The organism is Thermodesulfobacteriota bacterium, from assembly GCA_031082315.1.
Taxonomy (GTDB): Bacteria; Desulfobacterota; QYQD01; order QYQD01; family QYQD01; genus QYQD01.
In genome coordinates this window covers 301041-315487 of the sequence record JAVHLC010000001.1, presented here as the reverse complement: position 1 = coordinate 315487, position 14447 = coordinate 301041, and the positions used below count along the sequence as shown (strand labels likewise).

12 protein-coding genes and 1 tRNA gene are annotated in these 14447 nt (G+C 49.3%); 9 read left to right on the top strand and 4 right to left on the bottom strand.

The annotated features are described in order from the left end of the window. Positions 1-91 precede the first annotated feature (91 nt). Together RDU59_01455 and RDU59_01450 are read left to right on the top strand one after the other, a co-directional pair. Positions 92-805 carry a hypothetical protein gene (locus RDU59_01455; protein ID MDQ7837147.1) on the top strand — a complete coding sequence of 238 codons (714 nt, stop codon included), beginning with the start codon at positions 92-94 and terminating at the stop codon, positions 803-805. 70 nt (positions 806-875) lie between these two features. Next, positions 876-2081 (top strand): glycosyl transferase, encoded by a 1206-nt coding sequence (locus RDU59_01450; protein MDQ7837146.1) that lies wholly within the window; start codon positions 876-878, stop codon positions 2079-2081. A gap of 454 nt (positions 2082-2535) precedes the next feature. On the opposite strand, the gene RDU59_01445 is transcribed toward RDU59_01450, so the two are convergent. Next, positions 2536-2612: transfer RNA gene (locus tag RDU59_01445), tRNA-Met, on the bottom strand. Positions 2613-2848: 236 nt separating this feature from the next. On the opposite strand from RDU59_01445, the gene RDU59_01440 reads away from it, so the two are divergent. Then, positions 2849-4501: a phosphoenolpyruvate carboxykinase gene (locus tag RDU59_01440; GenBank protein ID MDQ7837145.1), complete on the top strand. Its 1653-nt coding sequence runs from the start codon at positions 2849-2851 to the stop codon at positions 4499-4501. A gap of 244 nt (positions 4502-4745) precedes the next feature. Here RDU59_01440 and RDU59_01435 read toward each other — a convergent pair whose 3' ends face one another. Then, complete coding sequence (locus tag RDU59_01435) at positions 4746-6374, bottom strand: hypothetical protein (protein ID MDQ7837144.1); 1629 nt, start codon at positions 6372-6374, stop codon at positions 4746-4748. 255 nt (positions 6375-6629) lie between these two features. On the opposite strand from RDU59_01435, the gene RDU59_01430 reads away from it, so the two are divergent. From RDU59_01430 to RDU59_01420, 3 genes are all read left to right on the top strand, one after another. After that, positions 6630-7385, top strand: coding sequence for a deoxyribonuclease IV (locus tag RDU59_01430; GenBank protein ID MDQ7837143.1), 756 nt, complete (start codon positions 6630-6632; stop codon positions 7383-7385). Between the two features lie 1009 nt (positions 7386-8394). Continuing rightward, entirely contained in the window at positions 8395-8781 is a 387-nt protein-coding gene (locus tag RDU59_01425; protein ID MDQ7837142.1) for a hypothetical protein, read from the top strand. A 286-nt stretch (positions 8782-9067) separates the two neighbouring features. Further along, positions 9068-10129 (top strand): virulence RhuM family protein, encoded by a 1062-nt coding sequence (locus tag RDU59_01420; GenBank protein ID MDQ7837141.1) that lies wholly within the window; start codon positions 9068-9070, stop codon positions 10127-10129. Between the two features lie 204 nt (positions 10130-10333). On the opposite strand, the gene RDU59_01415 is transcribed toward RDU59_01420, so the two are convergent. Continuing rightward, entirely contained in the window at positions 10334-11764 is a 1431-nt protein-coding gene (locus tag RDU59_01415; GenBank protein ID MDQ7837140.1) for a response regulator, read from the bottom strand. Between the two features lie 329 nt (positions 11765-12093). Here RDU59_01415 and RDU59_01410 point away from each other — a divergent pair, with 329 nt between their 5' ends. Genes RDU59_01410 through plsY form a run of 3 tightly spaced genes read left to right on the top strand, consistent with a single transcriptional unit; the run spans position 12094 to position 13930 of the window. Continuing rightward, complete coding sequence (locus tag RDU59_01410; GenBank protein MDQ7837139.1) at positions 12094-12972, top strand: Mrp/NBP35 family ATP-binding protein; 879 nt, start codon at positions 12094-12096, stop codon at positions 12970-12972. Next, a complete protein-coding gene (locus tag RDU59_01405; protein MDQ7837138.1) occupies positions 12948-13298 on the top strand; it encodes a J domain-containing protein in 351 nt (116 codons plus the stop codon). Before RDU59_01410 ends, RDU59_01405 begins: the two co-directional genes overlap by 25 nt. 20 nt (positions 13299-13318) lie before the next feature. Beyond that, positions 13319-13930 (top strand): glycerol-3-phosphate 1-O-acyltransferase PlsY, encoded by a 612-nt coding sequence (gene plsY / locus RDU59_01400; protein ID MDQ7837137.1) that lies wholly within the window; start codon positions 13319-13321, stop codon positions 13928-13930. On the opposite strand, the gene RDU59_01395 is transcribed toward plsY, so the two are convergent. Next, positions 13927-14445: an NYN domain-containing protein gene (locus RDU59_01395; protein MDQ7837136.1), complete on the bottom strand. Its 519-nt coding sequence runs from the start codon at positions 14443-14445 to the stop codon at positions 13927-13929. The genes plsY and RDU59_01395 overlap by 4 nt on opposite strands. Positions 14446-14447 lie beyond the last annotated feature (2 nt).

Sequence of the window (14447 nt, the reverse complement as noted above, 5' to 3'; positions counted from 1 at the left end):
CCCCGCCGGGGGATGGGGAATCCGGTCGCCTACCTTGACATCCTCACCGATCTGTAATAGGCTTTTTATATAGTAAATACGGGGTAAAGATATGAAGACCGGTATAATCAGCTTGATTTTATGTATTGTTTTGGTCGTTGCCGGATATTTTGTAGTGACTGTTATGGTACGGAATGAAACGGGTACTATTAAGACTGACATGCAAGACTTGAAAAAACGGATGGAACCCCTGGAGGCATTTGTAAGAGAGGAAAAAGAGGCGCGGAAAGTGGCTGAACTACCTCCGGACACCGATTTGTCCGGAATAATCAAGTCTGTAAATAGCTTTTCCAGACGTCTGGCCGGCCTTGGGGAGGACATGAAAAAAGGCTTTGCCACCAGGGACGAGGATTTTAAAAAAGAAAAGAAAAATATTGAGGAGAGCCTGACAAAACAGAGGACAGATATTGAGAAGGGACTCAAAGAGCAAAAAGAGGCCCTCGATAAATTGTCCCGGAGTATGGCCTCTGAAAACCAGAGGCTGACCTATAAAGCTGCGGTGACCAATGCCATGACCCATATCCTCAAGGCAAAGGCAGACCTTAATGTTAAAAATATGGGAAAGGCCAAAGAAGAACTGGGCCTGGTTGAACCATGGCTGGTCAAGGCCAAGGATCTGGCGCCGGCGGACCGGAAGAAATCGATCGACGAAGCGGTAGCTATCCTTAGTCAAGCCAGGGCAGATATAGACATGCGGCTGCCATCAGCTTTAGACAGGATAGATCTGCTGTGGCATGAGTTAAGCATTTTGCTTGAAAATCGATAAACCATAATTGGTCGGGGTTAGTAACAAGGCTTGAAAATAGGCCAGGAAGCAGAAAAATAAGGAGGTAGTCGTGAGTGATTTTTTTCAAAATGGGGTTATTACCACACTGCATCGACTGAATCGCGAAAACAAGGCGGCGTTAGAGCGGGAATTAATGCGTTATACAAAGGCCCGGCCGATTGCCCTGGTGCTGCCGGCCCTGTTTTCGGAGTTGGAAGGGGAGGCCCTGCCCAAAATTGTAGAGGCATTGAGGACCGTACCCTATCTCAGGCAGATCGTGATTACTATGGGACGAACAGACGCAGAACAGTTCAGGTATGCCAGGGAGTTTTTCTCTCAGCTTCCCCAGGAGAAGGTAATTATCTGGAATGATGGCCCGCGCCTGGAACCGCTTTATAAGGCCGTAGAACAGGAATTCAGCCGGTTCGATAAAGGCAAGGGGCTTTCCGCCTGGATGGCCTACGGTTATGTATTGGCCTCCCGGAAGTCTCAGGTTATTGCCCTGCACGACTGCGACATCCTGACCTATGATACAGAGATGCTGGCCCGACTCTGTTTTCCTGTTGCCAGCACCAGGCTCAACTATGAATTTTGCAAAGGCTATTATAGCCGGGTGACAGACCGGCTGCACGGACGGGTGACCCGCCTCTTTGTCACCCCCCTCATTCGCGCCCTTATACAGATGCTGGGTTCTACGGCCTTTCTGGTTTATTTAGATAGCTTCCGCTATCCTCTGGCCGGTGAGTTCGCCATGGTCGCCGACTTGGCCTGGCGGAACCGCATCCCCAGCGACTGGGGGCTGGAAGTAGGCGTATTAGCCGAGGTTTACCGGAATTGTACGCTTGCCGGCGTCTGCCAGGCGGATCTGGCCGATAATTACGAGCATAAGCATCAGGAGCTTTCCGCGGAAGACGTCTCTAAGGGATTGATGAAGATGACCACCGACATTGCCAAGAGCCTTTTCCGAACCCTGGCCGGTGAGGGGGTGGTGTTTTCCGAGGGTTTTTTCAAGTCTCTTCGCACTACCTATGTGCGACAGGCCCAGGATGCCATCAAGCGCTACCATGATGATGCCATTATAAATTCCCTATCGTTTGACCGCCATGAAGAGGCTGTAGCCGTGGAGGCCTTTGCAGATAGTATTAAGATAGCAGGCGAACAGACCTTGGAGGACCCCTTGGGTATCCCCCTGATTCCCAACTGGAGCCGGGTTGTTTCCGCCCTGCCGGATTTTTTTGATCTGCTTCTGGAAGCTGTGGATGAAGATAATGCCTGACCTGCCGAAAGGTTTAACCGTTCATTATTGGCCGGAAGAAAAAAGGGGAGGCGCTAACTAATTAATCTAAGGCGTAGCGCTCTGAGACAAAACATCTTTTGTACTTCGTGTCCGTTTCAGCCTGCAGGTGGAGAACACCGCATACCGAAAAATAGAACAACAGTACAAAGGCAGATAGACTTGCAACCTGTCTCCAATGTTCACATATATAAGTTACCATAGTATTTGCCTCCTTGCTCTTTAGGATAATGCAAATAACATACCAAGGGTTGATCGGCTAGTTTTGGCCTATTTTTGCGTATAAATCTAATTTTTTGGCTCGGATGGCCTACTTCTATGATAAATAACCACGAATAAAGTGTGGTTTTTGACACAGGTTATCCATCAGGCAGCGAAGGGATATAGGTTACCTGGGAAATATATGTGGATGCGCAGGCATGAAAATAACGGACATTGGTGGCGGCGCAGGGATTTGAACCCCGGACTCCGCGGATATGAGCCGCGTGCTCTGACCAACTGAGCTACGCCGCCAATGTAAAAAACCCGACAGTGGTTTAATGCTAAATTTTAGGTATCTTGTCAATAGAAAAATCCAGACGGTTTTTACCCTCAATAGTTATGCGGTCGCCGTCGGCGCTTTTGTCTGCATTATCCTTATGTAATTATGGTGTTGAGTTATTAGGTCGTGTAGCTTAATATGAAAAACAGGAAAAAACATTAGACGGCGAAGTATTGACAATACGGCTAGGCAGAAATGGAGAATAAAGATGAACTCTTTCAAATTAGCGGCGGGGCAAATATACCAAAAGGCCAAAGCAGAGGGGCGTCTGATAGAGGGGCGCTCTTTAGAGGAACTAAAGCAACTGGCCTTACGGCAGGAGGGGGTCATACAGACACAGATCGGATCGGTAGCCGCAGATTCTGAACCGATGTCCAGGTCCGCTCCCCATACCCGGAACAGTGTCGATCATCAGTTTGGCGAGGAAGAAGAGGCCCTGGCCCGCAAGGCCGTAGAGGTATTGAATAAGGATAGGATTATTTCCCTTGATACCATTGTTGGCGACGGCCGTGAAGGTGTCACCGCCCGTTTTATAGTACCGGAACAATATGCCCAGCTTGCTTATGGCCTTAAATTGCTTTTGGATTATCCCCCGGCCCGTGTGGTGGAAGAGCCGACCTATACCATTATATTCTTTACCGACGAGGCCTTTGAATCCAACAAATCAAAGAAGCTGGCAGAAAAGGATATCATGGTCCGTCTCATGATGGGTGAAAAGAGGGGTGACCAGGTTAAGATATGTCGCAACACCATTTATCTTGGCGAAGGCAAAAAAGGGATTTTTCAGTTTGAAAACTGGCGGGTCAAGGCTATCGATAAGACAGGGATTTTCCTGCATACCGGAGCCAGGCGGGACTTTTTATGGATATATGACCTGGAGACCGAGCGCCCGGAATTACAAGAGGTGGTCACCGCCGTTTCCGGTCTCACGGCCACCGGCAAGACCACTACGCTATGCCGGAAGTTCGGGAAACTACCTAGAGAACGTTCCGAGATGATCGGTGATGACGGGGGCACAATGGGCTTTGATGCCAGTTACGCCGCCTTTGAGGTAGGCGGGCTCTATGTAAAGACCGAAGGGCTGGATGAAAGCCAGCCGGAGATATTACGGGCAGCGCAATCACGAGATGCCTTTCTGGAAAATGTGGCCATCAGCAAGTATCCGTATATGCCTGACTTCAAAGATATTTCCAAGACGGGTAATGGACGGGCGATTGTCACCCGTGAGAACCTGGAGATAGCCAGTAAAACTCTAAGGGCCGACAAGATCGATTATATAATTATTCTGACACGGAATCCACTGGTGAACACTATTTGTAAGCTGACACCGGAGCAGGCCGCCATGCAATTTATTTATGGGGAATCGATAGAGAGCACCGGTGGGGATCCGGAGCAGGCGGGAAAGTTTAAACGGGTGTGTTTCCTGGATCCGTTTATAGCGGGTAACCGGCTTGAGCATGCCATGATTTTTAATGATATTATCAAGCGAAACCGCATCAAGTGTTATCTGGCCAATACCGGGACCATTGGCCCCCACGAGCAAAAGGTGACCCTGAGGCAATCCCTAGCCGCTTATAATGACCTTCTGCGTATGCAACTGCGTTTCAGTTTTGAGCCGGACTATCTGGGGTATTATTTTCCGATAAAGTGCGACCGCGCCAATCTGGATCAGATGAATGCCTACAGGTTATTTGAGGATAAGGCCCTGCTTGAGAAGAAGCTCAGGCATTTTTTAAAAGGACGTGAGGAATACCTGGAAGAATTTGAAGGAAAGTATGGCAGCATCCCTGAGAACATAAGAGAATCCTTGCCCTACAGATATACAGAACTTCCAAAGATAGAACGGGCGGAAGTCGAGTGATACGGGCCTTACAAAGGATTTTCTAATCAGCGCTTATCCGGAAACTAGCGTTACCGAATTTCGGGCCTTCAGCTATCAGCGGTCAGCCATCAGCTTGTGCCGCAGGCCATGCCATAGGCAGATTTGTTTTGGCGAACAGATTCGCCGGGACAAAAAAATCCAAGACAAACAATATGTTAAGCTGAATGCTGATAGCTGAGCGCTGACTGCTCCAACCGGAAAAACCCGGGGTTCCGGTTGGGAACTAAATAATCTTTTTTACTTCATCCCGGCAGGCCAGGGCAAAATCTTCAGGATAATGGCCGATAATCCACCGCTGCATACCCTCGCTAAGGCCGCCCGGAGACTGTGGGTGCTTGGGGAGAAGGCAGTAGATGAGGCGCTGGTCTTTGTCCGGATGGTCGAATCTCTTGGATATCTCGTATATCGTAATCATCTCTGCCCCCAGATTCTCTAATACCTTCATGGCGATCAGGATGGCGCGGTCGAGGGAACTGCGCACCGGGGTATCTGTCTCGAGGATATTTCCGTATCTTCCCCTAGGCATGATCTGGACTTCTCCCTGGGAGCGTTGGGCCTTAGGCACAAAGGCCAGGACATTTTCATCTTGATAGAAGATCAGGGCATTTTCTTTGTCGGTACGGCCATCCATCCTCTTATTGTTTTGAATGGCGTGTAGGTAGGTCTCAAAGAAACCCCGCCCGGTCTTTCCCTTATACTCCTCACAGAACCGGGCCACCAGGTCTCCCTGGGTATAGGTGCTGAACGAGCACTGACTGGTTTCATTTTCTCCGCCCTTAAATGCCGGCAAGCACGGGGGCACCAGGGCAAACTGCTGGTGTATCTGCTGGTGTGAGGCATTGAGTCGGTAGCCAGAAGGGGAGAGGTCAAAACCAAAGTTTTGGCCCCAGATGGTGGCATTGAATGGTAATTTTCCGCCTTGTTTTTCAGTTTTCCGTATCTTAACGAGCAGGCAGTGTCGCAGGTCTTCCAACTCATCTCTGGATAAAGGCCGCCTTTTTGCCGGTACGATGATGTCTAATTCTATTGCCAGTTGGACGTATATCCTTTGGTAATAAAGATGGCGGAGGCCTATTATATCTTGCTCTGTAAGGGTTCCAATTTTGTAGCGGATAGAATCGTGAGCCATATTGGCGGCATAATGCCCCCAGGGAATATAGCTGTTCTCTCGTAGGTATTCCCAAATATGTGCGCCGGCCCCTGCATATTCACCAACGATTGGACTTTTTCCTTGTGCGCCAGGAATCAACACCATGCGCTGTTTGTATATATCCGGGAGGAAGGGATTGTTGGATACGAGATCAAAAAGCTGCTCATCCAAGATGGCCGGGCGCAGATCGCCCCTTTTCGTCCTTACGTAACTGATGCCCATAGGCAGGCCGGTTTTTGGGTCAAATTCAAGGCGACAGGATAACTTGGCCAGTTTGACCAGGTTTTGCGGGTTGCTGGACGTTTTGGCCAGGGCCAGAAGCAAGGGGTGCGGTAGATTTTTAATGGATAGGTCACTGGCGGGTTCATATTTCTCTAAAGAACGGACCGGGCTAGTCTCATCTTTGCGTTTGAAGGGGTTAGCGTGCCCCGCCGCGCCGTCCGCGTAGGTCTTGAGTACGAACGTGGCGCCCATAAAGGGAAAGGCGTTGGGGATCTCGAAGACCCAGGCAGAGGCGGCAACATGCACATTATCCGCCGGGAAATTGTCTGCGTTATCGATCTTGGTATGGTCAGGGCCATGGCCCAAGTTTATGATATAATTGTTTTGTCGTAGATTAGGGGCCGTGTATTTCGGCTTGTGGATGCCGTAAACAAACTCACCTGCGGGTGTGACACAGGTCGGGGGAAGGTTTTTGTTCATGCAGGTTCCTTTCCGGGCTACAGTCTATTTGGGTTTGGCTTTTAATGTCAAATATCATTTGATTGAAAGGGTGTCAATTTCAATTACGGGGGTTCTATAGATGGTCTCGACCGATGTTTTGCTGGCGGGGGATGTTAACCCTATGATGCGTCTGGGCTTCCACGTGTCTATTGCCGGGTCACTGGATCGGGCGGTTGACCGGGCTATGGATTTAGGCTGCACCACCATGCAGATTTTTGCCCGGAATCCAAGGAGATGGCATGTCCAGGCCCTTTCGCCGGAGATAGCCGGGCTGTTTTCCGGGGAAAACGGCAGCGTGTTGACATCAGCCCTGCGGTTATTCATACGCCTTACCTGGTCAACCTGGCCTCTTTTGACAAGGCGCTATTTGAGAAGTCGGTAGGGGCATTGGTGGAGGATATGCGGCGGGCAGATGCCCTGGGGATAGAATATGTAGTAACTCATATCGGGAGTGCGCGGGGGCATTCTCTGCAAAAAGGCATGGCCAGGGTAAGTTCAGCCCTGGACAGGATACTTACGGAGACAGAAGATAGTGGAGTGGTATTGCTTCTGGAAAATACTGCCGGTCATGGGCAGTTGATAGGGGGGCAAATAGGGCACATAGGACAACTTGTCCGTGATGCCGGTAACCCACCGAAACTTGGTTTTTGTCTGGATACCTGTCACGCCTTTGCCGGCGGATACGAACTGCGCACCAAGGCGGCGCTGGATCATCTGCAAGATGAGATAGAAAGAGAGATCGGCCTGGAGCGCTTAAAAATTATACACCTGAACGATTGCAAGGGGGCGCTTGGTTCTCACCTGGACCGGCATGAGCATATCGGTGAAGGACATATCGGGTTGGGAGGTTTTGCTACTCTTCTTAGTCACCCCCTTTTTAATGGTCTTCCCTGGATTCTGGAGACCCCGAAAAAATCAGATATGGATGACCGCCGCAATCTGGCGACAGTTTTAGAGTTGGTATCCGGTCTCAGAATGGAGACCGGATAATCCCCGTGGGTGTGGGTTGCCGTTTAATCAGCCGCATGCCATGTTGAGTGACAAATATGTTGACAAAAATACGAGCTTACATCAAGTAACCCATTGTAATTTAAGAAATTATTAGTGACAAAAATATGGACAACTTTAAGGTTCCACTAAACCCCCCTTTTTGCTTGACGCCACTACCTTTTTTCTCTATGACTATGAAAAAGACAGTCGCCAGCTAAAATATAATGTTGGGCGAGGAGGAACAGTAAAGAACCCCGTGCTTCCGCACGGGGTATCCAGGGTTGTTTCTTCATGAATTGGCAAGCCATCATTCGCCGCTATAAGGCCAAACATTACCCAAATCACGAAAGGGAAAGGGTATGGTTTGCTGGGCAGCCCACCCTGAAGACAGCAATCTCATTTGCGGCGATGGCGACTAGGGACGCATATGGGAAGCGGTTTGATCACCAGAGGAGGATTCCGAAGGAGGCACTGCAAAAGGCTAAAAATGAGCTTCTTTAGCATGAAAGCAGAATAGGTGCATGTCGGACTTTTGATGAACTCATAGGCATAGTCAGTGGTATCGCATCTGCAATCCCCGGTCTTGGCGAACTCTATATATACGACACCACACTTCGAATAGGTAGTAAACTCAGAATCTATCCGGAAATGGTGTATCTGCATCGAGGAACCAGAGACGGAGCTAAACGTTTGGGCTATAAGCCCAATTTTCCATATCTAGAAATGCACGAACTACCAGTGGCATTGAAAGCCCTTTCCCCAGCAGAGGTTGAAGATATCTTGTGCATATTCAAGGACCACCTTGGATAAGACGCCCAACAAGCTATTCCAGCGCTAGCGTGCTTTCGCCAGAAGGTAAGCCGTGCCATTAAGCTGAAACGAAACGGTATATTTGGAGATAAATATGGCAACGGGAATCAGAAATCAACAGACTGCCAGAGCCGGAGAGTATTTCGTCGCTGCAGAGCTTAATTGACAGGGAGCTTACGCGGTAACTTTAGCTGGTAATATGCCGAGAACCGACATCCTGGCCAGCAATTCGGACCAGACGCGCACGATTAATATTCAGGTTAAAACAAGGCGTTGTGGAACTTGGCAGACCTCAATTGACGAAGGCAAGAAAGGTACGCCTCTCGCTGACGAAATCAGTTTTTGGATTTTTGTCGATATCGAGAAGCTTGACTCACCACCCGTTTACTATATCGTTCCCGATTCGTGGATGCGCAACGATATATATGAGGTCCACCAAACCTATTTAGCTAGGCATGGCGAGTCGAGAGCTCATAATAGCAAATCGAAACACCACGGAATAACAGCAAAACGAATTGAACAGTGGAAGGGCCGTTGGGACCTCCTGGGTATTTTTCCAAAAAAGGAAATAGTCGACAAAGCATAGCATGGAAAATAGCCCAACACTGCGGTCAAGCGTACGGGCGTGGAACGTTGTTGGTTTTTTGGGAACCCCAGTGGCCGCCGCTTATATGCAACTCGTTAACGTCCTTAAGATTTTAATAAGCTTATTCAATCGCTCATCTACTGCGCGAACAGATCGGGGAAATCAAAGCAGAAATACACGAACGACACGAAAGGGAAAAAATGAAAGCCGTTTTCGAGTGTTTTGTGTTTGCCTGTGCGTTGCACGCAGACTGGTACTTCGTGGTTAAAAATATGGAGGGAAATTTATGATCAACCTGCCGGAAAGATCGCCTCGTTCGGAGATCCTCTTCTACCATACTGAGGATGGCCGCACTCGCATTCAGGTCCGTCTTGAGAACGAGACGGTTTGGCTGACCCAAGCGGACATGGCGCAGCTATTCCAGACCACCCCGCAAAATATCACGTTGCACTTGAAGAACATCTATCAGGAAGGGGAGTTAGCCGAGAAGGCAACTTGTAAGGATTTCTTACAGGTTCAAACTGAAGGGCCCCGGCAAGTCCAACGGACCCGGAGATTCTACAACCTGGACGCGATCATTTCCGTGGGATACCGGATCAAAAGCCACGTGGCCACCCGCTTCCGGCAGTGGGCGACACAACGCCTGCGGGAATATATAATCAAAGGTTTCACCCTGGACGACGACCGGCTCAAGCAGGCAGGCGGCGGCAACTACTTCGATGAACTGCTCGCCCGCATCCGGGACATCCGCTCCTCTGAAAAGGTTTTCTGGCGCAAGGTGCTCGACATCTACGCCACCAGCATCGACTACGACTCCAATACAGACATGTCTAGAAAGTTTTTCCAAGTGGTGCAAAACAAGATGCACTGGGCCGCCCACGGCCACACTGCCGCCGAGATCATCGCCGCCCGCGCGGACGCCGCCAAACCGAATATGGGCCTGACCTTATGGACGGGAGCCAAGCCCAGACAGGCTGACAGCGAGATCGCCAAAAATTACCTGACCACAGAGGAGTTGGATACCCTCAATCGGATCGTAACCATTTACCTCGACTTTGCCGAACTTCAGGCGTTGAGCCGTAAGCCCATGTACATGAAGAACTGGATTGCCAAGCTGGATGAGTTTCTGAAAGTCAGCGAACGGGATATCCTCAAACATGCGGGGAAAGTCAGCCACGAGGCAGCCATCGAAAAAGCGCGGATCGAATATGAAAGGTACCGAAAGCAGATGCTGGAAGAGCCATCCCCGGTGGAACGGCACTTCATCGAAGCAGTGAAGGAAGTGAAAAAGCTGGAAAAGAGCAAACCACGAAACACACGGAAGGCACGGAAATGTGGAAAAAAGTGAGAGCTTTTTCCGTTTTGTCCGTGTATTCCGTGGTTGAACAGAGGTTATTATGCCGACTGCCGTACAAATTGGAAAATTCGATATCTTTGCCGAAGTGGATTCCCGTCCGTCCCCCGACCCTGATTTGGGACATGATTAAGCCGGGACAGGATGATTAGGTTATCGAGGAAGCAACGCCACACTGGGAGAAGGATATATAAACGGCTAAGAACCGGTATGGGGAAGTTCCATTATTACGGTGGTACCGTCTTCTTTGGAAGAGAGAAGATCTATATTGCCGCCATGGCCTTGGACGACCAGGCGGGCCATGTATGCACCGAGGCCCAGGCCGTCTTTTTTCCCAAATGAGGCATATTTTTCAAAGAACCTGGCGCGTATTTCTTCGGAAACTATGCCCCAGTTGCTGATGCTAACTTTAATATGGGTTTCTTTTTCCTGGACCTTGATCTTAACGCCCATATCCGGCGGGGATGCCTCTATGGCGTTTTTAAGGAGGTTATTGAAGGCATTTTGCAGGTAGATTCTGTCACCGAAGAAGGAAAGGCTATCTTCTATGGAGTACATCTTGTGATTGAATATTATGGCTATATTGATATTTTTCCTGTCTGCCAGTTCTCGCAGGGCATCGCGGGATTGTTTCACTACATCCAGAAGATTGAGGCGGTCTTTTTTGAGTACAAAGAAGCCTTGTTCCAGGCGCGAGATGTCGAGGTAGGTTTCGATCATGTTTTCCAGTTGCACACCGCACCGCTGGATGTTCCGGCAATACTCTAACTGGGGTTCTGTTAACGGTGTATGATTAATCAGCCTGTTTATAAATCCCAGAATGCCGATCAATTGGGAACGCATATCATGCCTGAGCATGCGCTCCATATCCTTTCTCATATTGTCCATTTCTACCGAGGGTGTAATGTCGCGGAAAGAGGAAAGGGGCGTCGGTTGTCCCTGATACTCAATAATGGTGGTGTTTACCGAGGCCCAGCAGACCGAACCATCTTTCTTTTTCAGCCGATACTGGGTCGGCCCATGGTCGGATCCGCCGAGGATGTCCTTCATGTATCGGTCAGCCGTTTCCCGGTCATCTACATATATCAAGTCCTGCAGTTTGCCCTTGTTTAATGTTCTCTGGTCATAACCGAGTATTTTCCTTAACGCCTTGTTGTGAAAGACTATTTTGTCTTTCTGTATCAGGGCTACGCCGTCGGCTGTATTTTCAATCAATGTCCGGTAGCGGTTTTCCGATTTTTTCAGGTCTTCTGTCTTGGAAGCGACTTCGCGTTCCAGCTCCAGAAGTTTCCCCAGACGTTTTACGCTCAACAATAGTTCATCTATCTTAAACGGCTTTTGGATAAAGTCGTAAACCCCGGCTTTTATTGCCTCCACAGCATTATGGAGGCTTCCATATCCAGTAATGATTATTATGCCGACGTGGGGACGCGTTTTTTTGATTTCTTTGGCCAGGGATATGCCGTCCATTTTGGGCATGTTGATGTCCAAAATGGCAATTTCATGTTGGTCGCTGTGTATTGTTTTTAATGCCTTTATAGGGTCTTGTACTGATGTGCAAGAAAGTCCATCTCCGGCTAGAGCCTCTTCTACGCATTTGCACAGAGATCCGTCGTCATCAACTATCAAAATCCTTGGCTTATCCTGCACCAGGGTTTTGTGAAAGAATGCGGTCTGCTTTTGAGTCATCGGCGAAAGTATAGAACGAATCCCTTGTCACTTGCAAGACAAAAATGTATTGTGATAATGCATAGTTATAAAAAAACATCGTGCAAAAAATCACTAATACAATACTATTCGGGTTCCGTCGCCTTATCTCTCAAATTACTATCCCTAAGCCGGTAAGCAGGTCTATACCTATTTAGGGTAGGTCCGAGATTAAATTTGACAATACCCAAAGCATACATTATTTTTTGACACAATAGTGTTTTCCCAGTAATAGATAAATGGAGGCCCAAATGAGCGCAAACAGCCATAGTTCCAGTTGCCCGTCTTCCGGACATAGCCCGGCCCGGGACATTGAAGACCTGATGATCCAGGAATCCCTGGCCAGGATTAAAAACAAGATACTGGTGATGAGCGGCAAGGGCGGCGTGGGTAAGAGCACGATTTCAACCAATATAGCTCTCACCTTATCACGGAAGGGGCGTAAGGTCGGGCTGCTGGATATTGATCTGCACGGCCCGGATATAGCGCTGCTCCTGGGAATGCGGGATCTGTCTCCATCCGACCGGAAGAGTGCGGTTGAGCCGGTTTCCTTCTCTGAAAACCTCAAATTCATGTCCATAGAATACCTGTTGGCGGATAAAGATTCGGCCGTGATATGGCGCGGCCCGCTGAAATACAAGGCTATAAGGACTTTTTTGGGCGAAGTGCGATGGGGAGAACTGGATTATTTAATAATAGACGCCCCCCCCGGCACCGGCGACGAACCCTTGACCATTGCGCAAACCATAAAGGATACCAGGGCGCTCATCGTAACCACGCCGCAGGAGGTGTCCCTTTCTGATGTGCGTAAATCTATCCGTTTCTGTCGCAAGACCAATATGGCTATCCTGGGGCTTGTCGAGAATATGAGCGGTCTCAGTTGTCCGCATTGCGGGAAGGAGATACCATTATTTAAAATCGGCGGCGGGGAGAGGCTGGCCCGCGAAATGAGTGTTTCCTTTCTTGGTCGGATCCCATTGGAGCCAAAGATTGTTGTGGCCAGCGACGACGGCAAGCCATTCATGAACCAGGCCGCGGAAGGTCAGAGTGCGGCGGCAAACGCCTTTGAGAAGATAGCCGAAAGGATTTTGGCTGAAGAGGCCAAGTGCCCGGCGGCAGCACGTATGTAACCATGCACGATAGAAAACCAACCGTCAAAGAGATAAATAATGCCCGGGAAGTTCTTGGTCTTCCAGCCTTCGCCACCCTTACGGAAATAAAGAAGGCCTATCGTAAAAAATGTCAACGCTGGCATCCGGATACTGCCCGGGGGAAAGACCTGGAAAAACATAACCAGAAGATGCAGGCTATAAATGAGGCCTACCAGGTTCTCCTGGCTTACTGCCAGAACTACCGATATTGTCTTGAGCCAAAGGAAGAAGATACAGATGAGAACTGGTGGATGGATAGATTCGGTCAGGATCCCCTCTGGAGCAGCAAGAGACAGAAAGATTAGCACCTTACCCTGAAAAAGAGATGTCGATACCACCGGTTGTAATCTTACTAATCTTATTAGGTTATGCCCTTGGCTCTGTCCCCTTTGGCCTGATTATCGGTAAGAGGGCAGGGCTGATGGATATCCGTAAGGCCGGCAGCGGCAATATCGGCGCCACTAACGTTGGCCGGCTATTAGGCAAAAAATGGGGTATCTTAACCCTCCTTTGTGACATAAATAAGGCCGTCATCCCTTTAGGGCTTGCTCTCTACGGCCTTCGCGGGATGGCAAAGATGGAGCTATGGGTCAGTCTTATCGCCCTGGCCGTCTTTATTGGCCACCTCTACCCTATTTATCTGAAATTTAAAGGCGGCAAAGGAGTAGCCACGGCCCTGGGTGTTTTTATTGTCCTCATACCGTGGGCTGCGTTTTCGGCCTTTTCGGTATTTATAGCTGCTACCTGGATCTCCGGATATGTATCGGTGGGGTCGCTTACTGCGGCCGCGGCCATGCCTTTACTGGCCTGGCTTTTTAGCCATTCAAAGATATATACACTGCTGGCTGCGGTCATGGCCGCACTTATCTGGATAAAACACAAAGACAACATCCGGCGGATGTTAAACGGAAGTGAAAAGTCCTGGCGCAAAGGCTAGAGCTTTTTTAGCTTGCCCTGACATCTTCTTTGAGTGCGGGAGGGGCGGCGGGCCGCCCCTTTTCTTTTCGTCGTACTATTATAATCTTCGTCTTCGCTTTCCAGGCCTTTGGTAGCGCAGTACAGGGCCTCCACCATCTTCTCCTCAAATTCATACGGGGGTATTACGGCAGCGTTTTCCTTCAAGGCAAAGGAAGCAATGTCTGAATCTGCAGTAATTACAACGGCCCTTTCCCCCTCTTCACGCACAATTCTCTTTATAACCTCATCGGCGGTTTCCCCTAGCCGTGAATAGATGACACGAATTCCACTCACCCGGTCATGACTTTCTTTGCAATCTCCGCCTTTCCACCCATCGAAAATCACGGTAATAGGATGGCCCTTTATGGTCTTATAGCGGGCAAGATTCCCGATCAGGGCCTCACGCCCCTTCTGGAAATCCTGTAGCTCTATAGAACTCAGGCGCGGCGATTGTCTTATCAGGTTATAGCCATCTATAATTAAGTGCAGAGCCAATG